We start from the raw sequence: 25,806 nt of genomic DNA on the forward strand, positions 1-25,806 counted from the left end.
CGGCGACCTGCACCCGCAGCGCCTTCACCAGCTCGTACTCCACCGGCGTCTCGCTGACCGGCCCGGTCACGGAGCCACCGCCGGTGCCGGCGCCGTCGTCGACTCGGCGTGCACGTCCGCTGACGAGTCGGTGGCGTCGAAGGTCGCGGTCAGGGACGGCCAGGTAGCCAGCACCGACTCGGCGACCGAGCGGGCCGAGCGCACCAGCTCGCTGCCCGCCAGCCGGCGCGTCATCACCCCGGCCCACAGCTGCTGCGCCACGGCCGGGTCGTGCACGAAGCAGCCCAGCACCGGAGCCGGTGAGCCGACCGAAGCCAGGACCTGATGCACCTGCTCGACCGCGGCCCGGCGCTGCTTGACCGGGGCGGTCACCACGACACCGACCCGGATCCGGTCGCCCTCCCCTGGTCCGACCATGCCGGCCAGCTCCACCACCCGGTCCCGGACGTGGAACAGCCCCTCCAGGTCCGCGCGAGTCAGCAGCAGCACCGCCGTCGACGCCTGCGCCACCGGCGCGGCCGGCGCACCCGGGTGCAACCGGCCCAGATCGGCCAGCACCGTTCCCGGCCAACCCGCCAGAGCCTGACCCAGCCCCGGCCACAGCGACCGCAGCGGCCGGAACCGCTCCGCCGATAGCACTCCGGGCACCACCGGCACGCCCAGCGAGGTCTCCTGCGCGAACGGCAGCGGTCCGGCCCCGGTCAGCCCCAGCCGCGCAGCCGTGGCCAAGCCCGCGATCGACGGGTCCGGCGCCAGATGCGACAGCGGTGTGTCCGCGGCCGCCGGGTGCAGCCTGAACGACAGGTCGCTGCCGGCGGTGTCGGCCTCCACGACCGCCCGGGGGCCGGGCCACACCACCCCCAGCGCCGTCGCCAGCGTCGTCACCCCAGGGGCACCCTTGTCCGAGCACACCGAGACGATCACGACGCCGGCACCTTCACCAGCGCCGCCGACGCCGACGCGCTTGCCGCCGCGACGGCGGGCCCGTCGGCCGCGGGCACCAACAGCGTCAGCAGGGTCCCGCCGGCCTGCACCGGATCCGGGTGCGCCGCGTAGACCGTCGCCGCGTCGACGAGCACCACCGGCTTCCCGGCGTCCCCGCCGGGCCCGGACTGCTGCTGCCCGGACGGCAGCGCCAGCACCTGCACCCGGTCGCCCGGCACCAAGCCGTCCGCGGGCAGCTGGCCGCCCTTCACCGCCACACCGACCTGCACCTGCCCGGCCGGCATCGGATCCACGTCAGTCACCATCGAGCGCTGCAGCAGCGTGTGCGGCAGCAGCGCCACCGCGGCCCGCTGCCCCACCACCGAGTGCAGGTTCGCGCCGGCGATCGCGGTGATGTCTCCCGCCACGTCCACCGTCGACAGGTCGCTGCGCTCGATCACCTGGCCCACGGCCACCGGCTGGGCCACCACCACCACCGGGACCTTCTCGCCCGCCGTCGAGTACAGGTAGCCAAACCCGCCGCCCAAGCCCAGCACCAACAGCGCGCCCAGCGCCGCATACCCAGGACGACGCTGCCGCGTCGGCAACGGCGACCGCGCCACCGGCGTCGCCGCACCGCCCTTCCCCACCGTCGGCGCCGCGGCCGGGCGTGCGCTGCCGTTCGTCCCCACCGGGCGGGCCGAACCGTTCACCCCATTGACTGACGTCGTCACCGGATCACCACCTGAATCTGCTCCACCAAGAACGAAGACGAGGAGGACGTCGTCGAGGCCGGGAACGTCCCCGACGCCCCGGTGTTGCTGGTCCAGCTCACCTCCCACTGCACCGACGTCGTCGCCCTCAGCGGGCCGTTCGGCGTCACCGACCGGTAGCTGTAGCCGCACGCCCCGTTCGACGCAGGCTCGTTGCCGTCCGCCGCAACCCACGGCCGACCCGGACCCGCACAGGTCACCGCCGCGTTGCCGTCGCCCGGGTCGAACGAGAGCCCCGTCGGCGTCGCAGTGGCCGTCGCCGAAACGCCGCGCAACGCAACCGTCCTGGTCATCGGCTGCCAGTCATCCACCCAGAAGTAGGTGCTCAGCCCGACCCACGTGTACGGCAGGCCGCCGTACGCAGGATCCGAGTTGGTCTCCGGCGGCGACCGGTGCGCCACCGGCGACGGCAGCGTCAGCTCCGTCCTGGCCTGCTGCGCCAACACCGCAGGATCCGGCGGCGGCGGGGGCGGCGGCGCTGCGGCCCCGCCGCCCAGCGCCGAATCGGGCACGTACACGAACTGCTCCGGGCCACCGTTGCACGAGTTCGTCACCAGCGACCCGGCCGCCGGATTGTTCGAACCCCAGCGCGGGTCGCCCGCAGGCACATCGTCCGCCACCCGCCACTGACACTCCATCGACGCCACCGCATCCGGATCCGGCGCACCCCCGCCGGAGCCACCAGAGCCACCTGAGCCACCGGAGCCGCCGGAGCCGTCGTCGCCGCCGCCGCTGGTGTGGCCGGCCAGCTCGTCGACGGCTGACCCCACGCCAGAACCCACCGACGACCCACTTCGGGCCGTACCCGCCGCCCTGATCGCCTGCTCAACCTGGCCCGGCTCCAACCCGCCACCGGAACCCGACGACCCACCAACCGACAACGTCAACGAGTAACTCGATCCGCCGAGCAGGCTGCCGTCGCCTGCCACCACTTGGACCGGAGGCGGGTCGGCGTGCGGCGCCGCAGCGGCCGCTATCGGGAACGACAACACCGCAGCACTGGCAAGAGTCGTCGCAACAGCCCACTGACGGGCTAGCACGGCTCGTCTTTCAAGTAGTAGACCTGCTCGACGCGCCAAACACCGTCCCGGCCCTTAACCATCCGGCCCTGGTAGTGGTCCCGGGCGACACCGACCGTCAGCTTGTTGCCGGTCGCCACATCCAGCGACCCGCTATGACTGCGATCCTGACAGTCCGAGATCACCGCACTAGCGCCACCGTTGACGGCGCGGGGCCACGAGATCCGGTGCCCCAGCGTCCCGTACGTGCGCACACCCTGCGCGTCGAACCTCTTGGCGTCACTGAGCATACTCGCCCGCGCAGGATCCACCGCCACTGCGTCCACCGCAGCAACACGATCAGCAACCGGCGTCCGGGCGAGCGCGAGATACACGTTCCAGGAACGGATCCACTGCGCCTGGATCGCTGCCCGGTCCTGCTGCTCCTCCGACTGGGCCGACGTTGATGCCGACGGACTCGTCCCAATAGAGGATGAGGACGGGCCCGACGACGAGGATGTCGTGCCCATCGTCGGCGCCGACGTCGAAATGTTTGCAGAGCTCGACGAATCATCGCTCGGCGTCACAGGCGGCGTCGAGGACGGCGCCATTGGGGTCGTTGAGTCCGCGACGGTCTGCGTAGCCACAGTGGTCGAGGAACTCGGCACGGACTGTGTAGTAACACCCGCATCGCCCCGGCAGCCGGTCGCAAGAAGCACGGCACCGACGGCTGACGCCACCGCCAACGCCCCCCGAACCCGCACGAACCAACTCCTTGCATCACCTCGGGCACCCACGTCCGTGCCCGACCGGCCGAGCGTCATCCACTCACCGTGCCCACGTCAACCCGTACGGCGACCAACTCAAACTCGTGCTCACCCGTGTGCCTGCCGTCGGTTACACACGGTTTGCTGACCCCGTGGCTACTCACCTCGACGGTCGGCCTCGCACCGAAGGCATCGATCACCTGATCCGTTCTCAGCGCCCGCGCGCGCAACGGCACGGCCTTCACCCACCGCCCCGATCAAGCGCCGGCAACCAACCTCGCCGCGTCGTCCCCGACGACGCCGTTCGAGCCATGGTTTCGACCTGGCAACCACGAGCGCCCGATGGTCGGACGCCGGAGCGCAAGCGCGGAGCGATCAAACGACGGGGAGAGCTTTAGACAGCCAGGGCGTCGGCCCGTCGCCAACGGCCGCAGCCGTTCGTTGAGCCACCTCAACTGGGTGACTCGCCGCCCAACTGGGCCGTGCGCCCCGATCTGACCGTCTGCATACGCCCTCCACTTGAAGTGTGTCCCGCATCACACCCGTCGAAGGCGCCTCAGTGCTCCGAAGGTCGCTTGGCGACGTCCGACCGCATCCCCACAGCCTGTGGGGAAAACCGCCACCGGTGCGCCATGCGCCCCCAGACGACCGGCGTTGAACGCCGCGTCATCGCCGACTGGTGCACGCCGCCCGGCGACGGTCTGGGCGGTCCCCAGGCGCACAGCAGCTGCGCCAGCGACAGAGATGGTCACAACTAAGGCCTCGCCCTCTTGCGCCGCCCACTGACGCCTAGCTGTAGTGCCCAGCACGGTTGTTGACGGTGGTGCGGGCGATGGGTGGTTGGCCGGCGAGTGCTGTGTGGTTGCGGTGGTGGTTGTAGGTGTGGAGCCAGGCTGGCAGGGCGGCGGCTCGTTCGGCGGAGCTACGGAAAGGTCGGATGTAGGCCCATTCGTCGGCCAGGGTGCGGTTGAACCGTTCTGCTTTGCCGTTGGTCTGCGGCCGGTAGGAGCGGGTGAACCGTTGATCGATGCCCAGGTCGGTCATGGCTTGCCGCCAGGCGGTGCCGCGCCGATAGGCCATGGCGTTGTCGGTCATGACCCGTTGGATGCGGTCGATGCCCACCGTGGCGAACCAGGCCACGGCCGAGCGCAGAAACGCCGCGCACGTGCTGCTGGTCTCGTCGGGATGGATCTCGGCGTAGGCCAGCCGGCTGTGGTCGTCGATGGCGCAGTGCACGAAGTCGTAGCCGACTCTGCGGCCGGCGCCCACCTCGGCGCGGCTGTGGTTGTGTTGGTCGGATCCGCGGCCGTGAGCGCACCAGCCGCCGCCGTCGCGGATCGCGCCGAGCTTTTTGACGTCGATATGGACGAGCTCGCCGGGCCGAGCCCGCTCGTAGCGGCGCACCAACTCACCGGTCGGACGGTCCAACCACGCCAACCGGTGCATGCCGTGCCGGCGCAGCACCGCATGCACCGTCGAGGCCGGCAACCCCACCAGCGGCGCGATCCTGGCCGGCCCCAACTTCCGCGCCGACCGCAACGCCACCACCTTGGCCTCTAACTGCGCAGAGGTCCTGCCCGGCAGACGGTGCGCCCGGCTGGGCCGGTCGACCAGTCCTGACGGGCCCTCGGCGCGCCACCTGGCCAACCACTTGTAACCGGTCGCCCGGGAGACGTTCATCTCCACCACCACATGCGCAACCGGACGGCCTTGCTCCACCACACGGCGCACCAACTCCGCCCGACCATGAACCGTCAGACGGGCATTAGCGTGGGACATCGAGACCTCCGGGTTGTCGGTGAGGCGTCAGCACCCACACCTTCACCCGGAGGTCTCCCCACCCACCACCACGACCCGCCGTCAACAACGCTCATGGGCAGTACACCTAGCCGCCAGCCTCCGACGCCGGACGCCACGCCCATCCCCAGCCGATAGCGTCAACACCCCGCACGCCCGTCCGGAGGCTGGAGGTAGCCGCCCAGATGTCCCCAGCTCCGTGGTGGGTCACCATCGTCATCGGCGTCCTCACCGTGGCCGGTTCCTTCCTCGCCGCACGGATCGGCGCCGCGCAGACTCGACAAGCCACCGACCAGAGGGAACTTGCAGCAGCCCGAGAGGAGTGGTTCCGCCGCATGCAGTGGGCCGCCGACCTGAGCCTGCGAGATGACGCCCGCAGCCGAGCCGCCGGTCTGGCCCTACTCGCCGCCCTAGGCGACTCACCCCTGGCCCACAACGCTGACCTGGAGCTACTCTGGGCTCTGAACGCCAACGCCGACCTGGATGAGCTCGAAAGCAACCTAGTCGACGACCTGGACGACACCGACTTCATCGCCGATGATGACACTGACACGGAGGAGGACCAGCATGGCAACAACGAGCCGTAGCCGCCGCACAGTCGCCGTCTCGCCCGTCCTCGTCCAAGCCGCTCGGTTGCGCAAGGTGATCAACGATCGCCGTGGACTGGCGACCTCGCCGGTCACCCAGAAGATCGCCGCCCTCGACCACAACCTCCAGCACGAACCGCAGGCCTACCCGAACCACTGACTCCGATCGGCTTCGCCCTGAGCGGCGGTGCGCAGCGCACGGGCGGATCGGCTGGACGAGCGGCGTCCCAAGCCACAACCCTCGCCTCCCGGCTGAGAACTGACCGGATCATGTCCTACGGCTGGTACGCCCAGCCATCGCATGAGCGGCTGACGGACGACCGGCGACAGCTGCGCGGAGCTCCCAAAATCGAGGGTCGGCGCCCCAGCCTGAGGCGCGACCTCGAAGCAGTGCCGACCGCACCGACCGTCCTGTCAAGCCTCCCAACGGTCCGTTGGGAAATTTCCTCGGGTCAGTCCGTACGCCCTCTACCCGTCCGATGACGACCTGAGGACTAGTGGCCGGCCAGCCGGTAGGCCGGCTCTCGGTTCCCGGGCCCCGGTCGCTGCACTCATCGACCTGCAGGCCCGTCGAACCGGACAGAAGCGCCAACCCCCGCTGCATTGACCGCACGCAACGCCAAGTGGTACACCCCGACGCTGTCCAGCCCGCCGATAACGGCGCGCAACGACGCTGAACCGGCTGCCCGCACGGACTGCCACGTTCGACCGGCGTCCAACGACAGCTGATAGCCGCGGATCTGTCCACCGCCGCCGGCCGACGCCGGGGGGATGAACCCAATCGTCACGGACCGATGGCCCCCAGCGACACGGACGGCCCGAGGCGCCGACGGAACGGCCGACGGCACACCAGCCACCGTGACTGCGAACGCCCGGGAGACCGAGCCGGCACTGTTGCTGGCTCTCACACCGAAGACGAACCGCCCCGCCCTGGTCGGGGTCCCGGTCAACGCGCCCGCACCCGTGTCCAACTGCAGGCCCGGCGGAAGAGCGCCGCTGGCGAACCGGTAACGGACCGGCTTCGACCCGGCCGTCGCCGCAACCGACCCGGCGTAGCGAATACCCACCTGGCCAGAAGGCACCGTCCGCGGCAGCAGCGGCGCGGATCCCGGAGCCTGCGGGATCACCGGCGGCGACGCGGCAGACGGGTCGCTCAGGCCCACGGTGTTTCCAGCGCGCACGCTGAAGGTGTACGCCGTGCCGTTCTGAAGGCCGCCCACTGTCCAGCTCGTCCGCGGCGCCCCGGCTGCCGATACCACGCTCGAGCCGGCCGGGGACTGCACGGACCGCCCTGCCGCTGACATCGTGATCGCGTACGAGATAACCGCGGAGCCGCCGTCGTCAGGCTGAGGAGGAGCCTGATGACCGGGATGTCGTCCGTGTCCCCTGCACCGACGTCGAGTTGCCTGCAGGGTTCGTAGAAGTAGTGGCTAGCGTGCCCGGCGGCTTCGAGGACAGCGTCGCTTGAGTGGTCGCGTGTGAGACGATTTGCGTGGCGGCAGTGGTCGGCGAGGTCGGTATGGACTGCGTAGTGACGCCCGCACCGCCCTGGCAGCCGGTCGCAACAAGCAGGGCAGCGACGATCGAAGCCGCCAAGACCCTCCAAGCCCGCACGAACCAACTCCTTGCATCACCTCGGACACCCACATCCGCGCCCCAACCGGGCGAGCGTCATCCACTCACCGTGCCCACGTCAACCCGTACCGCGACCACACTCAAACTCGTGCTCACACGTATGCCTGCCGTCAGTTACAGACCGTGCGTTGACCCCGTGGTTACTCCTCTGAACGGCGGCCCTCGCAACGAAGGCATCCGTCACCTGATCCATTGCCGAGCGCCCGACGTGCAATGGCACGGCCGTAGCCCACCGCCCTGGCGCAGCACCCGTAGGAGCCTCGCCGCGTCGCTCAGACGGCGCCGTTCGGGCCCAGGGCGGAACCTGCCCGCCACGAGCGCCGGCTCCTCGCACGCCGGAATGCGAACTCAAACCTGATCTGTCGATCGCTGCAGCGTTAGCCAGGTCGAGCGTCGGGCTGTCGCCAACGGCGGCAGCCGTTCGTTGCCACAGCCCAACCGGGTGACGCGCCGCCCTGCTCGTCAGCAAGGTCTCGGTTGACGGTCTGCACATGACCTGCCAGCAACGAGTGACCTGAATCACAGCCCCGTTTTACCCCCGGTCCCGTCCAGGTCGCCGCAGGTGCCGACGCGTCGACGGGAGTGTCGGGTTGGTCGGTCTTCTCAGCGATCGTTCACTTCAAGGTATGGATGTACAGCCGTGCCTGTCCGGCCGTGTGCGTTCGTGGCTTATCGCCACTCTGCGAGTGGTGGTTGACGGCGCTGGCCGTGCCCGGGTTGGTTGGGGTCGTCGGGCAGCGCCTGCAGCCGCGCTCGTAGAAGTCGGCGTCGATGGGTTGGACGGACGAACCTTACGGGGTGGCGTCCACGTCGGCCGTCGCGAGCAGTGTGCGTTGGGGTGGGCCAAGTCGTGGGAGCAGCACGACCTCCACGGCCGAATCCGACCATCCACCGACCGTTGTCTTACAGAACTTGGAGACCGGAGTGAGATCCTGCAGCAACCGCGATCGTCCACGGGCACTCGACGCGTCTACAGCCCGGCGAGTCCCCCCGACCCGGGCCTTTAGCGGTGGAACTCCGAAGGCAAACCAGGCTCGGTAAGCATCGGTCATCGGTGGTGCAAAGGTCAGCGGAAAGCGCTGCTGGCGCGGCAGCCCAGCGACACGATGCCGGTCATCGGGCAGCATTTAGCGGTAGCGTCGACGCCCGTGACGACGGTGTGGATGGAGAGCACCCGACGTAGCCTGAGCGAAGCCGTCGACCTGTTGAGCGACGCGGTGCAGAAGTGCCCGGACGACCTCTGGTGTGCTTCCATGTGGCGAGTCGAGGCCCACGAAATTGTCGGGCCGGTCAACGACGGCGGCGGCGGCGTCATCACTGATCCTACCGAGAAAGACATACGCATCCAGCGTTGGGCGCAGCCCTGGAGCGTGGCCTGGCACGCCTTGGAGGTCCTCGATTACGACTTGAACGGCGAGCTGCGAACGTGGACACCGCCGCCCCCGTTCGCCGGCAACCCACACTGGAAGACGTTCGCCAGTCTGCGCGTCGGCTGGTCAAAGGCGGAGATTGCCTCATACATCGACGAGTGTCGGCGGCGAGTCCAGTCCACGTTCGATGCGATGACCGACGTCAAGGCCGCCACGCTCCTGCCGGCCGCCCATCGCTACGCAGGCCAACCCTATGCCTGGCTCGTGACCAGTCTGATCGGACATACGACGGCCCACGCCATGCAGATCCGACAATTCATTACCACTACGGCAAGATCCAAGCTTTCGCACTGACGCCGCCGGGTGTCCTTCGAGCGGGTGAGAGTTCGGGACGGCGACGAGCTTCAAACGGTGAGTCAACCCGTCGACGTCGCCTCGCCGAATCGTGCCAGACGTCAACTCGCGTGTCGCGAGACGCCGGGTGAGCTGCGCCCGCTGCAGTTTGTTCCCGGGGTGGCGGGACGGGCTAATGAGCGACCGCCCCGAGGGCCCGGAGGGAGGCCCTGCCATGACACTCGAGTGGAGGGCGCACCATCATCGAGCCGCGGCCGCGCGATAACCGCCGATCTGTACTTCAACGCCCAGCTGCAGACCCGCCCCGGGCAGTCGCCCGTGCTGGCCAGGAACACCCTGGTCGCCGCAGCCTCAAGCCGTGGACGGCTCGCGGGTACGAGGCCACGGTTCGGCCGGCGGCGAGCGCTGACGGGTTCGACCTGTACGCCCGCTGGCCCCCGACCACTCCGGGCGGATGCGCGTCCGGCGGCGAATTCAAACGGTTCGTCACGATCACGTCACGTGGAAATTGCAAGACGGTGACTACTGCCGTCGATTGAGGGGCCAGCACCCACCCAAGCGGCGCATCCACGCCAACGCGCGGACAGTCACAATCCGTGATCGGCACCACGCCCTCATCCGGACGCGTGCGCCCGCGTCCCACCGCCGTCCCGGGTCGCACCAACGCAGCTGCCGAAATTTGTGCGCTCAGGGTGTCCACATTTGGCGTTTCCAGCGACCTGTATTAGGTGCAGCCCGCAGCAAGAGGAAGGAGCACACCGGCCCGCGACCAGCTATGCGTGAGCCTCACGGTCAGCGGCACGCTTCACCGGCCGCACCGACCGACCCGTCCGCTCGCAGTAGTCCAGCACATCGGAGTACCGCCAAATCCGACCAACGCTGAGCTCCGCGACCGGCGCAGGAAAGTCAGGCCGCGCGATCAGCTGCACCACCCGCGTCTTGGAGACGCCGAGCAACTGCACCAACTCCGCCATCGCAACCACCGGCGGCGGGCCATCCACAGCCTCACCCTAAGCACTGCGCCATCAGTACAGTGCACTAGCAGTACAGGTCGGCTCGAGCGAGGAAGGACCGTCATGAACAGCTCGCACGACACCACCCCGCGCGACTGCCACCACTCCGGGCAGCCACACCGCCACGGCACCCGCGCCGCCTACCTGGCCGACCGCTGTCGATGCCAGCCCTGCCGAACCGCCAACCGCCGCTACGGCCAAACCCGAGCCCGCGCCATCGCCGCAGGCCGCTGGCACCCGACCACCGATAGCGCACCCGTCAACGCCCACCTCGAGCAGCTGTTCGCCACCGGCCTCACCCTCGACCACATCGCAGCCGCCTCCGGCGTGCACGTGACCACCCTCCGCCGGATCCTTCGACCCACCCCACCCGAGCACCAGCGCGCCGACGTCCGCACCAGCACCGCCCACGCCGTCCTGGCCGTCACCGTCGACAACCCCGACAACGCCGGCAGTGCCGGTGCGCATGTCCGGTCGCGCACCCCCACCCCACCCACCCGGACAGAGCGCACCCCACCTGTCGACGGCACCGGCCAGCCCTTGTCCAGCAACCACCCCGGCACCGGCCACACCGACACCGACACCGGCGTGTCGGACCGCGACCTCCCACCCCCCGGCGGCGCAGGGCACTACATGTACAGCATGAGCGTTCCTGAACGAGCCAGCCGCGGCAGCATGAAAGAAGCCGTCGGCGTGCACATCAAGCTCACCCCCGAGCTGTATGCGCAGTTCGACCGGGCCGCCGCCGAACGCGGCATCTCCAAGAGAGCCCTACTGACCGCCGCCCTGGAACGTGAACTGTCCGACCCCAGCATCGACAAGCCGCAGGAGACCCTCTACGACGTCGCCAGCTAGCCCAGCACGCCGGCCAGCACCCCACTGACCGGCCCGGGCACCCCGGAGCCACCCGGCCCCGGACAAGACGAAGCCCCACACCCCAAGTCACTTTGGCCGGCGATTTGGGTGCGGGGCTTCGCGGAACAACTGAACTACGAGGAGAACTGTACCCAATGAGCGCACCCGCGACGGGATATGCGCGCGGCCACGGCACGGCGTGTCCTCCACCGCCCAGCCGCAGCGCCGCCCACCACCGCACACCCGCCGACCTGGCAGCGCGACCAGCCATGCGCACCCAGCCCCACCCGGCCGCGCCGGCCTACCCAGCAGCCCGGTCCGCGGCCGCGTATGCGCACTCGCGCCCCCAGCCGGCTCCCGTGACCACCGCCGGTGCGACCACCTATGCGCACCCGCCGGTCAAGCGTGCCGCCGGGCCGACGCCCGCGGCGACCTGCACCCACCACCAGGAGCCGCCGGTGACCTGCAGCTAGCGCGCCGACCGGCGCCGACACAACTGCATACACAACGAAGCCCGCCTTTGGCGGGGCGGGCTCCGCTGAAGAGAACGACCGGACCAGTTGGCGCTGGCAACCCGGTCTGACCCCGAAGGGCCTGTCGTGTCAGACAGCTCCGATGCTAACGCATACCTTGTCGCGCCCCAAGAGCATCCGGGCGCACAACCCGGCGCGTCGCGTGCCGCCGCCAGCCCCGCCGACCAAGCCTGGGCTGCGCTGGCGCCGCTGCTCGCCGGGCGACCCCGCGTGCGCGAATCCCGCAGCGGCGGCCACACCTACCTGCGCCGCTGGGAACGACCCCTCACCGACCGGCGACCCGCCGTCCCCGCCGCCATCCCCCTCTACAGCGGCGTCGGAGACACCCGCACCCTGGTCATCGACCTCGACACCAGCCGCGGCGGCCCCGACGCCGTCCACCGCGACACCGCCGCCCTCACTGCGCTGATCACCGGCGCCGGCGGCCAACTCATCCAAGACCACAGCCCCACCGGCGGCGTGCACCTCTACCTACCCCTGCAACAACCCCTCGGCTTCCACGACGCCCGCGACCTCGCCCTCGCCCTGGCCGCCCGCACCCCCACCATGGACCCCGCCCCCAACCAAAACCTCACCGACGGGCTCATCCGCCCCCCAGGCTCACCCCACCCCCGCGGCGGCCACCAACGCCTGGACACCCCCCTGTCCCGCGCATACGCCATCGCGCGCACCCGCAACCCCGCCGCCGTCATCAACAACCTCCGCCACGCCCTAGCCGCCGAACTCGCCGCCCTACACACCCAGCCGGCCAACGACGCAGCCCACAGCCCCGACGGCACCGGCAGCGCCAGCTCCGGCACCGAGCTCGGGCATCGGCCGCGGCGCGGCGGACCCCGCGACCTACCCGCCGACTACCTGGCCATCGCCACCACCGGCCAGTACAACCCGGTCCGCTACCGCTCCCCCTCCGAAGCCCGCCAAGCCGTCCTCTCCGCCGCCGTCTGGGCCGGCCACACCCTCCCCCAACTGCTGGCCCGCATCGACGGCGGCCACTGGCCCGGCCTCGCCAGCTTCTACACCCGCTACCGCAACCCCCACACCCGCCGCAAAGCCCTCCTCGCCGACTGGCGCAATGCCCTCGCCTGGGTCACCGCCAACCAGCACACCCACCGAGCCCAGAACGTTGTCCGTAACTCCCCCACAAGCCAGCCACCTACACACGGGGGGCACGCTTCACCCACTGTTCAAGATCACCGACACATCGATGACAGCATCCAGCAGCGCCGCGGCACCGCCGCCGAATATCAATGGATCCGCAGTTGGTGGACCGCACTGCAGCTACTCGAGCACCGCCGCTACACCGGACGCTCCGCAGTCGCCCTCCGCTGGGTCCTACGGGCCCTCGGGGAAGCAGCCCACAAAAGCGGCAGCCGCTACATCGCCTTCGGAGTCCGCAGCCTGTCCATCGCCACCGGCCTCGACCACACCACCGTCGCCGCCCACCTCCGCACCCTGCGCAGCGAAGACGACCCGTTCCTCGACCTCATCGAAGACGACCGCGGCCTCGCCGCCGACCTCTACACCTTGCGCATCCCCGACGAAGCCACCCAGCGGGCCCACCGCACCAGCTGGCCCGCCGGCCGCCTGCACGCCCTCCGACCCGTGTTCCGCGAACTCGGCCACACCGCCGCCACCGTCTATGAAGCCCTCGAACACACCCGCGAACCGGTCCGCAGCTTCGACCTGCTGCACCGCACCGGTCTATCCCGCAGCGCCACCCACACCGCCCTACAGACCCTCGCCGCGTGGAACCTGATCCAACAGCGACACGGCCGCTGGCACATCGTCGCCGGGACCAGCCTGGTCCTGCTCGCCGAACAGTTCGGCTGCCTCGACGCCGTCCGCGACCTCATCGACCGCCACCGCACCGAACGCGCCGCCTACCGCGCCGCCTACGCCCTCACCCGACGAGCCGGCCACACCCCCGGCACCCCGCTGCTACCGCCCCTCGACGACGACTGGCCACCCCCACCCGAACCACCCGACCAGCACCAGACCCTGCTCGACCTGCTCGAACAACAACTCGGCGCCCACCCCATCGCCACCCACACCCACGCATAACCAGTCGCACCCCACCGCGGAGCCACCGCCCGCAGCTCTGCCACACCCGCCCACACCAACGAATCCGACCCTGAGGCGAACTTGGAGGGCGCAGCAGCCGCTTCCCTCGCGCATGGCTGGTCGCGGCTCGGCGCGCGTCTGCTGTCCGACCGTCACCCCAGGCATGTAGACGAAGCCAGGCTGGCGTCCATGGACGGTACGAGATCCGCGCACAACTAGTCGCGCAGCTCGCTCCGACCATCAACCCATGCCGTCCCAGCGGTATCCCATCCCAACTCCACGACGGCCCCGGCCGCCGGATCGACAGCACCTACCCAAGTCCAAACCCTCCTCGGGTACGCCACGGGACAGCGCTACGTCACCTGCCGCACCACTACAACATCAACCGCCACGGGCGCCGGTACACCGACCGGCACACCAACCGGCACCTGCCCGCAACGGCGCCGTCTGAGGCGTCGGTCGGCCGTCAAAACGCCAGCGGCAGCGCCAGCTGGCCGTCCGCGCATGCGCGCCGCGCGGCACGACTGCGACCGGGCCGGGCCGATCGCTGACTCCAGGCCGGCGCCACCAACCCCGAGGCAACGACGAACTCAGCCAACGACCGCGTATCCAACTGCAAGTCCCAGTCACCGTCGCCGTCGTCCGTGCCGCCAGCGGCCGGCTCGTAGCGGGCGATCTGCCACGACAGCAACGTCGCCAGGTCAGGCTCCATCACCTCGACCGTTGGATCGCACAACACAGCGCAGGTGAGGGCATCAACCCGCTGCTCGCGGGACCAATCCGGCGCGGACAATGAATCCAAATCGGCGATCAGCGCCTGCAACACCGTGACGCCCTCGCCGGCGCGCAGACGAATCGGTAAATTCGACAGATGCGGGGCCGGGCGTCGACGCGGCGACACCAGCTCATACGCAACCGCCGCCGCCACCTGCCCGGCCACCCAACGCGCCCACATCATCGGAAACGCCGAAACCGCCGGACAACCCAGACCCTCCATATCGCAACACTACCCACCATGCCGACGCACCGACCCGTCAGCGCAATCCGCGCCGGCGGCAGACGCTCGGCCACCAAGCCAGAACCCCGGCCAGCCCAGACCACACCCGTGCCGTCCCACCGAACTGATGCGCACGGAATCGGTACATTTTTGCCCGCACTGCAACGGCTCTCGAGGTGTCGAGTAGCGACGGGCTCCCTGCACGGCCAACTGCGGATAGACTACGAACCAATCGCTTCGGCCACCGTCGGCCGACCGGCGAAAGCGTTTGGATTGCTCATCACCCCACCCGCTCACCTTGCACAGGAGCACACCCCGCGGCATCCCAAGTCACCACCACAACCACCGACGACATCGACGGCAGCAAGGCCGCCGAAACCATTCGCTTCGCCCTCGACGGCACCGACTTCGAAATCGACCTCAGCTCCCGCAACGCCAAAGCACTGCGCAAGGCCATGGCCGAATTCGTCGACCACGCCCGCCGACTCCCGGCAACCTCCCGCCCCCGCAGCGCCGCCGCCCGCAACCGCGCCGCCGCCGTCCGCACCGACAAAGCCGAACTCGTGGCCATCCGCACCTGGGCCGCCGACAATGGCCACCAGCTCGCCGCCCGCGGCCGCATCCCCGCCCACATCCGCGACCAATACCTGGCCGCACACGCCGCCGACTAAACCGCAGGCCGCGGCGGGCACCACCAGGTGCTCGCCGTCGGCCGCCGCGCCGGCACACACGCCCGCCTACGGATCGGCCACCGAGCCGGACCACACCGTCACAAGACAGGCCGCACGCACGGTGTTGCCCCCAGCCGCCGCACCGTCGGAGCCACCTATCAGCCGCCAGCGCCTCCCCGCCCAAATGTCGACGAACAGCAGCCCCGCGTGGACCAACCACGCCCCGCTGTGATCAACACCGGCGCCCTAGGCCGGCGTGTACGCCGAAATGCTGCCAGCGTGGTCACTACCGTCTGACGGCATGGCAGCAGTCACCCACACCCACCTGGTCGACGATCTCGACGGCGCCACCGACGACGTCGCCACCGTCCGCTTCGCCCTCGACGGCCGCGACTACGAGATCGACCTCAGCAAGGGCAATCAACAGCTGCTTCGCAAGGAGCTGGACCCCTACCTGACCCACGCCCGTCGACTCCCCGGCCCCGCTGGGCGACCCGCCCGCAACCGCGTCGGCACCTCCGGCAGCCGCTCCCGCGAACAGCTGCACGCCATCCGCGAATGGGCCAACCGCAACGGCTACCCAGTCTCGCCCCGCGGCCGCCTGTCCAACGACGTCCTCACGGCCTTCGACGACGCCCACCCCACCACCCCCACCGCAGCCGAGTAGCCCCCGCAGAGCCACACACCGGGACCAGTCAAGCGGCACGCCACCAGCCTGTCGCCCGCGAAAGGGCACGCCTCGACCAACCAGCCAGTACGTTGCCCACCACGACCACCTCGACGGTGGTGACGACGAAGCGCCCGATGCAAGGGCGAAGAAGGGTGGCTGCGATGGCGGTATCGGTGAACCTGGCCAAGGCACTGGACAAGGCCTGGGAAGACAAGGACCTCGATCAGCTACTAGCAGCGCCGCCCTCGGCGCTGGCCGGCCTGACCGAACGGCACGACCAAGTCCTTGCCGAAACCTTCGGGATCCGCACGCTGGCCGACCTGGGATCCAACAAGTACTTCGCCCTCGCCGGCGCCCTCGTCGCCCTGTCCACCAAGACCGGCTGACCCTCTGACGGGGAGTGCGCCGGCCCGTTCACGGCCCGACGCCCGCCACCCGAGGCGCGACTCGATCTGATTGCGAGCTGGCGACCAGTTGCCGTGCACGGACAAGCAGTCCAGTCGTGGCCATTCACCCGGTCCACGCGACAACCCTGGCACGCCTGCTGGACCGCACGGTACTGGGCGGTCGACAAGTCGTGCACGCCACTGCACGGACGTTGTCCGTGCACTGCTCGGCTGAGGCGACCTGGCCCGCCTGGCAAGCTGGACGATCCGTCCTCGACCGCAGCGGACGATGGCCGATGCTGGTCACCTCGTTCGACCGACCCGGCGATCCAGGCTGGCTGGACCTGGCATACGCCGGCGACCCGGACGACGAGGGCATCGCCGCGGACCTGGCCGCCGCCGAAACGGTCGATCCGTGAGCCTGCTTCAACCGCTGGGCTGAAGACCCACTCGATCAAGACTTCCTCCAACTGATCGTCGACCAGGACCCCCTGCTCACCTCGCAGGACCTGCAAACGCTAACAGCGGTACACGCCAGCATGGTCAGCGCGGAACGACTGCGCTTCGACCGCCGGGTAGCCGCCAGCGGCGGCCTGCCAGAACCCGAGGACGAAACCTGGCTCGACCGCGAAACGCTGTGGCTCGAGCCCACCGGCCAACCGTGCGCACTGCTGTTACTACCCACCGACAAGACCTGGCGCGCAGCAGCGCAGGCGTCCTACTTCGGCGTTCACGGATGGGACGCCGCCCCAGAAAGCACCCGCGAAAGCGCCTTCATCGCCACCGTCCACCAATGGTCTGACCGCTACGGTGCCGAGCTCGTCGCCTCGTGGGGCACCACGCTGCAGTTCGTCGCAACCCACCCACCAGCACCGACGAAGCCATCAAACTCGCAGGACAACTGCTCACCATCGGCGGCAGCCTCGAGATACCGCAACGCGACCCTGGCCACCGCACTCATGCACACCCACTTCTGGTTCCTCCACGACCGCCCCTTACCCCCCGGAAACCACGGACTTCCGCCCCCATAAGCCGCCCTGTCCGCCCCAGACAGCAGCAACGTCCCGATCCACCACGACTGGGCAGATGTCCTGGCCGTCAACGGGCCGCTGGCCGCAGCTGCCACTGGCCGGCCGAGTCGAGCTCAGCACCGGACGATCACACCGCTGCGTCAAATCGCCAGCGCAGCGCCACAGCTGCCGGAACCGACCGTCGGTCGCCATACGTCGCCGAAACAACCGGGTCGCTCGCGCGGCGTTGATCCGCATTCACCCGGGTGGCTGGTCCTCACCAAGTGTCCGTTGAGGATCGGTCGTGGTGCTGCATGCTGCGGCGTGCAGCGTTCTGTACGGCGGGTCGACGGTTCAGGGGATGGTGTGAGACGCGTGATCGCCGCCGCCTTGGTCGCGGCCCTCGGCCTGGTGGTGTCCGGGTGTTCGGCCGATCCGCTGCGTGCGTACACCCAGGACGGCAGCTACACCGATCAGTACAAGGCGGCAGTGGCCGGCTTCGTCCAAGCCGTGCACGACCGTGACGCCGTGTGGCTCGTCGCGCACAACTACCCCGGCACCGACCAAGTACCGGGAGGCACGATGGCCGGAATACGGGAGCTGTTGGACCGCTACGGCGGCAAAGACCTGACAGTGGTGTCCTACACCGCCAACTGGCCCGGCGACGCGTCCGCCTGGATCGTGGTGGCCTGCCCCGGCGGGTGGAACATGCCGTTCGATCAAGGCTTCGACGCCTACCGCGGGCAGTGGCTACCCAACATCTTCGCCCAACGCGACATTGCAGCTCTCCGATCGACCGGCGCACCCGCCACCCAATCGGCGCCGCCGTCGGCCGCCGTTCCCGATCTGCCGGAACTGAAGGACTCGACCTTCGACACGTACGGGCTGTACCGGCCGTGCCGCGCCTGACCGCCTCGGCATCGCGATGGTGGCGGCCGGCGCCGTCCTGGCCCGCATGGGCACACTTCCTCCACGGCGCGATCCTTATCGTGCCCCTGGTCTCGGCGATGGAGGTGGCCCTTCGTGGTCAGTGGTCCGGGAACTTCTTGATTGTGGCGCTGATCGGCCCGACGGTGGGGTGGGCGACCGACCGCGACTACTACCGCCTCAACGCCGATGAACGGGTGCAGGTGGCGCGCACCTGCCGGACGGCGCAGCCCTCGGGCGTACGCGCTGTGGACACGGTTGCGGTAAACCGCCTGGAACGAGCTGCCAAGTCCTATCGGTCCGACCAGATCATCGTCCCCATCGTGCTCGCCGTCCTGCTCGCGGCGCCCATCGTCGCCGCATTTCGCCAGTCGCCCTGGTGGTTGCTCGCCGAACTGCCCGGTCCGCTTGTCGCGACCCGCCTGATCCATGCCCAGCGCTCCTTGGATCCGCGCATGCAGCTGTCCCGATTGAGGGACGCGCTCAGCGCCCAGTAAGGACAACGTCGATCGTCGACACACCGGCCCCGTCACCCGGACATCCCCGACTGGCCAGGGATCCGACGACGCGCCAGAGTGTGTCCCGCCGATGGGCGTGCTCATTGCGTGCACCCGCTGAGCCGCTGACGCTGCAGCCCGAGGCGCCAGCCCAGGGTCGACTGACGGATCTTCAAGGGCGTCTGCGACGCGACACGCAGGTAGTCGGGCCGGTCGTCGACCAACCGGCGTCCGACTGGTCGGAGCGGACGGCCGACGGGCCGCTGGTCGGCGGGAGTCCGGTCCCACGATCCGGTGGTCGAGCACCGACAGAGTGACCGATTACGAAGCCACTGCGGGCGGTGATCAACCAGACCTACGGTGCCCGGGTGACACAGGAAAGGCACGGTCCTATCCGTGGTGGTTAATGGGCAGGACCCCTTCGATGGCGGCGCTGTGTCTGACGACCTGCTGTGGGATCACCGTAGTGGAGCTGCCCAATCCCGGCGAGCGTTGGCACGTCAGTGAGGTGTTTGCTGCCGGCGCTTTGGGAGTGCTCGGTGCGGCCGCCGCTGTCACGCTGGTCGGGCTGTGGTTGCGGCCGCAGTGGCGGCAGCCGGTTGGGCGGACCCCGCCGAAAGCTCTGCGGATTGCGACCGTGTTGGTACTGGTCTTGGCTGCAGCGGGGCTGCTGCTGTGGCTGATCGGACCGAGGACCGCGGATTCCACCGACAGAGCCGGCGTCGGCGGGTTCCTCGCCTTCGGGATGACGTGGTGGTGGGGCCGGTTCTTCACGCGCGGGAGCACGCCTGACGCCGTCAAACACCGGCCCGTCCGTCACTGAAAAATCTATCGGTTCAGGTGCACGCCCGCCGGACTCGACCCTCGCTCTGGCAGATGACCTCGCACGGCGTCAGCTCCCCCATTCACGCGGAGCACTGCCTGGCCAACTCTCGCCGCCTGCACCAGTGCAACACAGAATCCGTGCCGTCACTCAAGTGCTGACGGCTGCCCGGTGTGTACCCCAGCGAGCGCCACACCTGGGAGCACCCACGGTGACCCCGCCATCGGCACCGTCCAACCCGATGCACTGCGGTGGGCTTGTGGACGAGGGACCATGCCTACAGCTGTGTCGCGGGCAGTCAGCTTGGACCATTGTCATAACCGTTCCGCTCCTAGCTGGCCGAGCCGCTCACGAACCGCATGCGGCAGGTCGGCGCCGAGCCACACCGAGCCCAGGCCCATCCGCCTGGAGTTCAGCGCCAGACAGGGGGACACCACGGTGCATCGAGTGCCAGCGGCGCGACCTGCATTCGGAGCCGTCATGGCGGTAGTAGCGCCGGCTGCTCGGGTGTGGCGCCTGCAGGGGGTCAGGGGTAAGCGACCTCGGTCCCGGTTCGGGAAGGCCGCGGATCGCTGGGGCCTGGTGGGTACGGCCGTCTTTTGTGTGTTGGTTGGCCCGTGCTTGCTGGCGTTCCACAACCACATCGAAGAACACCCGGGCCTCAAAACTGGGTACCTGTTCCTCGCTTGCGCGACCATCATACTGACGTTCAACATTGTTTGTGAAGCTCGAAGACGCACGGATCGACGCCGCCGACTGACGGAAGTAGCCGTCAGCGGGTATGAGCGCTGTGAACGCCAGTGGGAGGGGCTGGCCGCGCGATCAAGGTTGCTCTCGATAGCTCAGGACGTAGTCGCCGGTGTCCAGGATGAGACGGTTGTCTGCGCGCCGGGCGGTGACGGACCGGGTGGACACTTGGTTCACCGCGTCGTGAACGTAGTCAGGGAGCGGCGGAGGTGGCTTGACGTACCCGCATGCGATCAGGTTGTTCGTCGCGTCGACGATCCGGAAGCCTTCGGCTGTGGCCTCCCAGTGCCCGGTGTCCGAACTGCAGTCGGTGCTGGTCGCTATGCCGTCGGTGCGCAGTTCGAGAGATATCCCGTTGCTTGGGTGCACGATGGCGCGACGCTCGCCGGCAATGACCTCGGTGAGTGTCCACCGCGGACCGACGATGTCCCGCTCCACGCGGCTCTGATCCGCGGCCCGCCTGGCCCACCAAGCCAGAAGCGCCGCGCCGACCACAACCGCGAGTAGCACCCCGGTCACGACGAGCAAGGTCCGCCGCCGCGGACGTATCCGAGGAGACAGAGACATCGGCAGATCATGCCAGCGTGCTCGCAGCGAGGGTAGTCCGCGCTGTGCGCTGATCGCGGCGAGGTTTCGTGGCACCGAGCGGATCGTCGCTGGGTTGTCTAGCATCGGCAGCCACGGTGATGCGAAGCAACGTAAGCCTTTCAGCCGCATTCGGACGTTGCACCGTGGCCAGGTGTCGTGACGGTCAACCCGCTGGCGGCCCCAGCGTCGCTGGTCGGCCCGTTTCACGCCGGAGGAGAACTCGTCGTCGCCGATGTGGAGCAGCCGCGCGCATCCAGGGTGAGCAGCCCCTCCAGGTTGCCGGTCATCGACGACATGCGCGTGGATCGCGGGTCCCAGTCGGACGTTGGCAATGCGACGCCACCGGTCGGGAGATCGGGTCGACGCGGGAGTGCTCGGGGCGTCCTTCGCCGGTCCGGTCGGCACCGTTGGCAGCGGCACCAGGGACGTTGCGGCCCGGTCCGCGGCAGACCCGCCCGGTGCCGCGCCCGCGCCCGTTGCTGGAGCGGCCACCGACGAGCATCCGGACAGGACGAGCAACCCGGCGGCCAGCAACGTTCGGACCTCACCAAGGGCGGACGGCGCGGGTGCACGAAGCGTTGCAAGGCCGGCATCGATGCATGATCACCTGCGTAAGCCGATACTCGGCAAGGACGGAGATTTGGCGGGCGGCTCGCGAGTTCGGCGGTGATGGCGTCGCGGTGGTTGGGTTCGCGGAGTCGGCCGATCTGGGCCGTCAGGCGTTGGGAGCCGGTAGTCGCCGCCGGTGATGTGGGTGATGGCGGCGGCGTCGATGGTGTCCGGCCGGTCGGGTTCGTACTGGGCGGCCACGCCCCCATCAGACGGATGACGGTGCCGGTCGCCGAAGGGTGACATAGCCGCCCCCAGCCGCAGACGGCTACCGGTGGTGTGCGGAGGCCCGGTCCTGCGCCACCGGCAGGATGAGCTGGTAGCGATTGCGCTCGAGCCGGCGGATCAGCGGATGCCGGTCGAGTATCCGGCCGCGCGCGGACACCGACGCGTAGCCCAGCTCGGTCAACACCCGCACCATGGCAGACCAGCTGTACACGCGGTCGCCCATCGCGGCTAGCAGCCGAGCGTGCGGCGGGATCGGCGGCCGCAGCACCACCAAAGTCCACAACCTGCCCCGACCGAGTCGCACCGTGCCCGATCCCGCCAGCAGCTCGTACAGCTCGGCGGGGCTGGGCGCCGGCCGGATCAACGTCCGACTGCGGGCCACCGCCTCCACCAGCACATCGAGTGGCTGCGGCCCGGCGGCGGCGAGCACGTTGCACACCGTCCGCACCGCCCACGCCCCCGCCGGCGACCGCCGCCCCCGCAGTCCCACCGGCTGCGGCTCCACATGGATGTCGAGGCCGAACGTGTGGGCAACGCGGACCCTGGCGAGGGCGTCCTCCCCCACCACGCTCGGACGAGTCAGCTCCGATATCAGCGCCGACGACAGCGGCACCCGCCGGCCGACCACCTGGGTGAGCCGAATCCGGTGCCGCAGCGTCGTCACCGACACCCGGTGCCGAGCCGCTACCTCCGATGCTTTGTCGGCGCGATGGCCGGTAAGTCCATGCCAGTCCAGCACAGACACCGCCCAGTGCGGATGCGGCCACACCGCCCGGAATACCACCTGCGACAGAACCTCGGACGGTGTTCGACCCGACAGTTGCGCACCGCTGCGGGCGAGGGACGGTGGGCTGCAGCTCACCGGGTTGCGGCGAACGTGAGGACGAACGGGCCGGCGTCGACGGTCAGCGTGTCCGCGTGTCTGGTGGCTGTGACCGGTGCTGCGGCGATGTGCTGCAGTGCTTCGTCGACGGATGGTTGCGTTTGCGGTGTCAGGGACTGACAGGCGATGTTCATGGTCTGCGGGTCGATTAGCTCGAAGCCGTCGTTAGTCGCCTGCCATTGCCCGGTGGTGGCGGCGCACTTGTAGACGACCACTGTGCCGTCGGCGTCAAGCTCCAGCCCCAGACGTTTGCCGGCGGGGACCTGCGCGTGCTGGCCCACCGAGGACACCTCGGTCAAAAGCCAGCGCACGCCCACCAGTTGCTGCGCAACCCGGTCCTGGTTCGCAACCCGCTGCTGCCACTGCACCGCCCACGCAGCACCGACGATGACCACAGCCAGCACCGCCGCCCCAGCCACCCACACCCGGCCCGGCCGCCGACCGGCCGACAGCCCTGATCCGCCCCCACGTCGCAGGGCGTCCTGTCCGGCGGCCACAACGGACAACGATGCCGCCGCACGCCAACAAAACGCAACAGCTCGCCCACCGATTCGGGACCTCGGCTGGCCAGTGGGCAGCCTGCCGGAGTTGTCGAGGCGGTCGAAAAGCACGGCCGGTGGAAAGGGCTGCTGGAGGCCACCCAGCCGGCGACGCGCCCGTATGGGCTGCGGCGGCCAGGCATCCACGAGCGAGGATGACCGCAAACCGTCGTGCAGCGATCCCGAGTCGGAGGCTCTACGCAACGCGGCGAGCGTGCCGACGCTCATCGCCGGAGGTCACGTCGAGGAGCCGCCATCAGGTCGTTGGTCGACTCCGGACCGCACCACGGGTCCGGCGGGGCCCGTCACCGGTGCCCGGTGGACCGCGAGAGCGGGGACCTACGGCCGGGAGAACACAGGCCCGAACGGGCGCAGGTCGACGCCGGCGACCGCCGCCCCCGCGGGCCCACAGGCGCGGGCTTCACCCGTATGTCGAGGCCGAGAGTGTGGGCGACGCGGGTCCTGGCGAGCGCGTCCTCCCCCGCCACGCTCGGACGACTCAGCTCGGCTATCAGCGTCGGCGACAGCGGCACCTGCCGGCCGACGGCGTCGTTGAGCCGGATCCGGTGCCGCAGCGTCGTCACCGACACCCGGTGCAGGGCCGCGACCTCGGTTGCCCTATCCGCGGGGCGGCCGGCAAGTCCGTGCCAATCCAGCACACCTGCCGCCCATCCCGGGTGCGGCCACACCGCCCGGAACACCACCTGTGACAGCACCTCGGACGGTGTCCGACCCGACAGCCGCGCACCCACGTGAGTTGTCGAGTAGGCCCCGGACCGCTGTCTTACCTCTGCTCGTGGCGCCGACGGGTCGGACCGGCGACGACCATGCCCGCCACTCGTCGCACCCAATGCTCCCCGCTTCCAGCCGAACGTAAGTCGACCGCCGACCGGTTGCTTGGGCAGCCGTCGGGCATGCGAGGTGCCGCGGCGTCCGGGCTGACCGGTACCGCGCTGAGGTCGGCTTGATTTGGACTGGCGGCCCCATTGATCGCCCTCGCGGGGTGAGGTTCAGGTGCGGTCGGCGCGCGGTTGGCGAGACCGGCGAGCAACCCGGACGACCCCCGCGGTGGCGGCCAGGAAGCAGACGATGAACAGCCAACCGCGAAGCCCGATCCCTCGGCCGGAGACCAGCGACCAGACGGCAAGACCGGCGAACGCTGCCATGGCAACGAGCAGCACACCCAGGCAACCCAGCTGGACCCGGCGGGTGGCTCGGGCGGAGTCCTCAGGAGTCTCGAGCGGCATGACGCCGGATCCTAGGTCAACCGGCGGGTCGACCGGCCGGCCCTGACGCGCCGGTCAGCGGCGCTTGAGGGACAGGTCAACCTGCTGCTGCGCCAGACGTGCGCGATGCCAGGAGACGCTGACGTCTCGTGCAACGGCGCAGCACGGTTGTCCGTCTGTCCGGTGTGACGCCAGGCTGGTAACTCACGGATTGGAACGGGTTCAGTGATTGAAGCAGAGCCGTGAGTGCCTCCGACCACCGGCGCAACCGCACGACATCGCCGATCGTGGCTGTCGCCCTTGCCGTCATGGCGGCGTGTACCTTCGCCGCCGCGTGCGGCGAATCCACGTCGGCGACCGCGGCCATCACATCCGTGACGGCTGTGGCCGCGGCCGTGCCGATCGCGCCGACATCATCGCCGCGGGGGTCCTCAATGCAGCCCCCGTCTACCAGGGACGCACCTTCCAGCGTCGCCAGCACCGGAGATGCACTGGAGGAATGTGGCACTCCGACCAGCCCGACGGTCGCGTTGATCTTCAGCTACTCGGGAGGAACGAGGAGTCCCACGCAAGCCGCCCGTCCGTCGGGTCCCGCGCTGATGGCGGTCTACCTGGCCCGAGGCGGTCCAGGACGCGGCGTGCTGTGCCTGACACAAGGCGGTAACGGCGCGCAGACACCCCGGTCCCTCGCGCTGCCCGTCCCCGGCGCACTGGGCTATCTCCAACGGGAGTCGTCCGGCACCGGTCCCTATGCGGCCAACACTCAAGGAAGTGTGTGGGGGGCCGTCGGACCCGACGTCGCCAAGCTCACCGTGTCTTCCGGACGTCGCGTCCTCTACACGATCGACTTCACCGTCGAGCCCTACTCCACGGCGTCACTCGGCAACGGATGGCACGCTTTCATCGATCCTGCAGTGCCCAGCACACACCTGGACGTCCGAGCCTTCAATCCTGCGGGTCAGCTGGTCGGGCAACGCACGGTCTAAGGGCGTCGGCAAAATCACGGCCGCGAACCGCAGCCAACGGAAGGCTGGGCGGCGAGCTGGCTGGCCGCCCAGCGGCGGACCTCTTCCGTGGCGACGGCCGTCAGGTATCCGTGGTCCGGCGCTTTTGGTCCGCGTCGCAGGCACTCCGCCATCAGGCGAAGCCCGGCGCTCGTGCTTCCTAACGGGGCTATGGCTGTGGCTTGACCCATCGCAGGGCCGGCGGATCGTCGCTGACCTTGACGTATTGGTGCTTCAGGAACTCGATGTGCATGCCGACCGGGGTGAGGTGGCTCTTCGCAGTTGAGGGTGTAGTCGGGTGGGCGCGTCGCTGCGTGGTTGAGGGTCGAGGTCT

Annotated in this window: 25 protein-coding genes; 14 read left to right on the top strand and 11 right to left on the bottom strand. The window is 69.5% G+C overall.

Annotated features, from left to right (window positions below):
- Positions 1-66: 66 nt before the first annotated feature.
- From IEY37_RS16015 to IEY37_RS16035, 5 genes are all read right to left on the bottom strand, one after another.
- A complete protein-coding gene (locus IEY37_RS16015; protein ID WP_188943313.1) occupies positions 67-924 on the bottom strand; it encodes a hypothetical protein in 858 nt (285 codons plus the stop codon).
- Entirely contained in the window at positions 921-1,658 is a 738-nt protein-coding gene (locus IEY37_RS16020; protein WP_188943315.1) for an SAF domain-containing protein, read from the bottom strand. The genes IEY37_RS16015 and IEY37_RS16020 overlap by 4 nt, the downstream gene beginning before the upstream one ends.
- Positions 1,655-2,479 carry a hypothetical protein gene (locus IEY37_RS16025; protein WP_229674509.1) on the bottom strand — a complete coding sequence of 275 codons (825 nt, stop codon included), beginning with the start codon at positions 2,477-2,479 and terminating at the stop codon, positions 1,655-1,657. The genes IEY37_RS16020 and IEY37_RS16025 overlap by 4 nt, the downstream gene beginning before the upstream one ends.
- Before the next feature lie 251 nt (positions 2,480-2,730).
- Positions 2,731-3,090 carry a hypothetical protein gene (locus tag IEY37_RS16030; RefSeq protein ID WP_188943318.1) on the bottom strand — a complete coding sequence of 120 codons (360 nt, stop codon included), beginning with the start codon at positions 3,088-3,090 and terminating at the stop codon, positions 2,731-2,733.
- A gap of 1,161 nt (positions 3,091-4,251) precedes the next feature.
- Positions 4,252-5,241, bottom strand: a complete 990-nt coding sequence (locus IEY37_RS16035; RefSeq protein ID WP_188943320.1) for an IS481 family transposase — start codon at positions 5,239-5,241, stop codon at positions 4,252-4,254.
- 203 nt (positions 5,242-5,444) lie between these two features.
- Between IEY37_RS16035 and IEY37_RS16040 the strand changes: the two genes are divergently transcribed.
- Positions 5,445-5,846 (top strand): hypothetical protein, encoded by a 402-nt coding sequence (locus IEY37_RS16040; RefSeq protein ID WP_188943322.1) that lies wholly within the window; start codon positions 5,445-5,447, stop codon positions 5,844-5,846.
- A complete protein-coding gene (locus IEY37_RS16045) occupies positions 5,827-6,006 on the top strand; it encodes a hypothetical protein (protein WP_188943324.1) in 180 nt (59 codons plus the stop codon). Before IEY37_RS16040 ends, IEY37_RS16045 begins: the two co-directional genes overlap by 20 nt.
- Before the next feature lie 391 nt (positions 6,007-6,397).
- Here IEY37_RS16045 and IEY37_RS22845 read toward each other — a convergent pair whose 3' ends face one another.
- Complete coding sequence (locus IEY37_RS22845; RefSeq protein ID WP_373298370.1) at positions 6,398-7,258, bottom strand: fibronectin type III domain-containing protein; 861 nt, start codon at positions 7,256-7,258, stop codon at positions 6,398-6,400.
- Positions 7,259-8,629: 1,371 nt separating this feature from the next.
- Here IEY37_RS22845 and IEY37_RS16055 point away from each other — a divergent pair.
- From IEY37_RS16055 to IEY37_RS16065, 3 genes are all read left to right on the top strand, one after another.
- Positions 8,630-9,205, top strand: a complete 576-nt coding sequence (locus IEY37_RS16055) for a DinB family protein (RefSeq protein WP_188943328.1) — start codon at positions 8,630-8,632, stop codon at positions 9,203-9,205.
- Positions 9,206-10,281: 1,076 nt separating this feature from the next.
- Positions 10,282-11,073, top strand: a complete 792-nt coding sequence (locus tag IEY37_RS16060) for a hypothetical protein (RefSeq protein WP_188943330.1) — start codon at positions 10,282-10,284, stop codon at positions 11,071-11,073.
- A 743-nt stretch (positions 11,074-11,816) separates the two neighbouring features.
- A complete protein-coding gene (locus IEY37_RS16065; protein WP_188943333.1) occupies positions 11,817-13,667 on the top strand; it encodes a helix-turn-helix domain-containing protein in 1,851 nt (616 codons plus the stop codon).
- Between the two features lie 466 nt (positions 13,668-14,133).
- On the opposite strand, the gene IEY37_RS16070 is transcribed toward IEY37_RS16065, so the two are convergent.
- Complete coding sequence (locus IEY37_RS16070) at positions 14,134-14,664, bottom strand: hypothetical protein (RefSeq protein ID WP_188943335.1); 531 nt, start codon at positions 14,662-14,664, stop codon at positions 14,134-14,136.
- A gap of 176 nt (positions 14,665-14,840) precedes the next feature.
- On the opposite strand from IEY37_RS16070, the gene IEY37_RS16075 reads away from it, so the two are divergent.
- The 8 genes from IEY37_RS16075 (at position 14,841) to IEY37_RS16105 (ending at position 19,648) form a co-directional block, all read left to right on the top strand.
- Entirely contained in the window at positions 14,841-15,335 is a 495-nt protein-coding gene (locus IEY37_RS16075) for a histone-like nucleoid-structuring protein Lsr2 (protein WP_229674510.1), read from the top strand.
- A 301-nt stretch (positions 15,336-15,636) separates the two neighbouring features.
- Positions 15,637-16,002 carry a histone-like nucleoid-structuring protein Lsr2 gene (locus tag IEY37_RS16080; RefSeq protein WP_188943337.1) on the top strand — a complete coding sequence of 122 codons (366 nt, stop codon included), beginning with the start codon at positions 15,637-15,639 and terminating at the stop codon, positions 16,000-16,002.
- Positions 16,003-16,166: 164 nt separating this feature from the next.
- Positions 16,167-16,391, top strand: coding sequence for a hypothetical protein (locus IEY37_RS16085; protein WP_188943339.1), 225 nt, complete (start codon positions 16,167-16,169; stop codon positions 16,389-16,391).
- Between the two features lie 296 nt (positions 16,392-16,687).
- Positions 16,688-16,810 carry a hypothetical protein gene (locus tag IEY37_RS22580; protein WP_268238023.1) on the top strand — a complete coding sequence of 41 codons (123 nt, stop codon included), beginning with the start codon at positions 16,688-16,690 and terminating at the stop codon, positions 16,808-16,810.
- A 120-nt stretch (positions 16,811-16,930) separates the two neighbouring features.
- Positions 16,931-17,422, top strand: coding sequence for a DUF4253 domain-containing protein (locus IEY37_RS16090; protein WP_188943341.1), 492 nt, complete (start codon positions 16,931-16,933; stop codon positions 17,420-17,422).
- A gap of 354 nt (positions 17,423-17,776) precedes the next feature.
- A complete protein-coding gene (locus IEY37_RS16095; RefSeq protein ID WP_188943343.1) occupies positions 17,777-18,310 on the top strand; it encodes a hypothetical protein in 534 nt (177 codons plus the stop codon).
- 80 nt (positions 18,311-18,390) lie between these two features.
- The gene (locus tag IEY37_RS16100) at positions 18,391-18,825 is read left to right on the top strand and encodes a hypothetical protein (RefSeq protein ID WP_188943345.1); all 435 of its coding nucleotides are present in this window, start codon (positions 18,391-18,393) and stop codon (positions 18,823-18,825) included.
- A gap of 424 nt (positions 18,826-19,249) precedes the next feature.
- Entirely contained in the window at positions 19,250-19,648 is a 399-nt protein-coding gene (locus tag IEY37_RS16105) for a hypothetical protein (RefSeq protein WP_188943348.1), read from the top strand.
- Positions 19,649-20,470: 822 nt separating this feature from the next.
- Here IEY37_RS16105 and IEY37_RS16110 read toward each other — a convergent pair.
- The 4 genes from IEY37_RS16110 to IEY37_RS16125 all read right to left on the bottom strand — a co-directional run bounded on the left by IEY37_RS16110 (position 20,471) and on the right by IEY37_RS16125 (position 24,489).
- The gene (locus IEY37_RS16110) at positions 20,471-20,914 is read right to left on the bottom strand and encodes a hypothetical protein (RefSeq protein WP_188943350.1); all 444 of its coding nucleotides are present in this window, start codon (positions 20,912-20,914) and stop codon (positions 20,471-20,473) included.
- A gap of 946 nt (positions 20,915-21,860) precedes the next feature.
- Entirely contained in the window at positions 21,861-22,484 is a 624-nt protein-coding gene (locus tag IEY37_RS16115) for a hypothetical protein (protein ID WP_188943351.1), read from the bottom strand.
- A gap of 194 nt (positions 22,485-22,678) precedes the next feature.
- The gene (locus tag IEY37_RS16120; protein ID WP_188943353.1) at positions 22,679-23,098 is read right to left on the bottom strand and encodes an META domain-containing protein; all 420 of its coding nucleotides are present in this window, start codon (positions 23,096-23,098) and stop codon (positions 22,679-22,681) included.
- 1,154 nt (positions 23,099-24,252) lie between these two features.
- The gene (locus IEY37_RS16125) at positions 24,253-24,489 is read right to left on the bottom strand and encodes a hypothetical protein (RefSeq protein ID WP_188943355.1); all 237 of its coding nucleotides are present in this window, start codon (positions 24,487-24,489) and stop codon (positions 24,253-24,255) included.
- A gap of 617 nt (positions 24,490-25,106) precedes the next feature.
- On the opposite strand from IEY37_RS16125, the gene IEY37_RS16130 reads away from it, so the two are divergent.
- Positions 25,107-25,454: a hypothetical protein gene (locus IEY37_RS16130; RefSeq protein WP_188943357.1), complete on the top strand. Its 348-nt coding sequence runs from the start codon at positions 25,107-25,109 to the stop codon at positions 25,452-25,454.
- The last annotated feature ends 352 nt before the right edge of the window (positions 25,455-25,806 follow it).

The sequence above is a fragment of the Nakamurella endophytica genome (assembly GCF_014646215.1).
GTDB classification, from domain to species: Bacteria; Actinomycetota; Actinomycetes; order Mycobacteriales; family Nakamurellaceae; genus Nakamurella; species Nakamurella endophytica.

Bases quoted from the DNA above. Each gene is read 5' to 3' on its own strand.
- IEY37_RS16035 (WP_188943320.1), bottom strand. From the start codon at position 5,241: ATGTCCCACGCTAATGCCCGTCTGACGGTTCATGGTCGGGCGGAGTTG.
- IEY37_RS16040 (WP_188943322.1), top strand. From the start codon at position 5,445: ATGTCCCCAGCTCCGTGGTGGGTCACCATCGTCATCGGCGTCCTCACC.
- IEY37_RS16045 (WP_188943324.1), top strand. From the start codon at position 5,827: ATGGCAACAACGAGCCGTAGCCGCCGCACAGTCGCCGTCTCGCCCGTC.
- IEY37_RS16060 (WP_188943330.1), top strand. From the start codon at position 10,282: ATGAACAGCTCGCACGACACCACCCCGCGCGACTGCCACCACTCCGGG.
- IEY37_RS16070 (WP_188943335.1), bottom strand. From the start codon at position 14,664: ATGGAGGGTCTGGGTTGTCCGGCGGTTTCGGCGTTTCCGATGATGTGG.
- IEY37_RS16080 (WP_188943337.1), top strand. From the start codon at position 15,637: ATGGCAGCAGTCACCCACACCCACCTGGTCGACGATCTCGACGGCGCC.
- IEY37_RS16085 (WP_188943339.1), top strand. From the start codon at position 16,167: ATGGCGGTATCGGTGAACCTGGCCAAGGCACTGGACAAGGCCTGGGAA.
- IEY37_RS22580 (WP_268238023.1), top strand. From the start codon at position 16,688: ATGCTGGTCACCTCGTTCGACCGACCCGGCGATCCAGGCTGGCTGGAC.
- IEY37_RS16090 (WP_188943341.1), top strand. From the start codon at position 16,931: ATGGTCAGCGCGGAACGACTGCGCTTCGACCGCCGGGTAGCCGCCAGC.
- IEY37_RS16105 (WP_188943348.1), top strand. From the start codon at position 19,250: ATGGCGGCGCTGTGTCTGACGACCTGCTGTGGGATCACCGTAGTGGAG.
- IEY37_RS16125 (WP_188943355.1), bottom strand. From the start codon at position 24,489: ATGCCGCTCGAGACTCCTGAGGACTCCGCCCGAGCCACCCGCCGGGTC.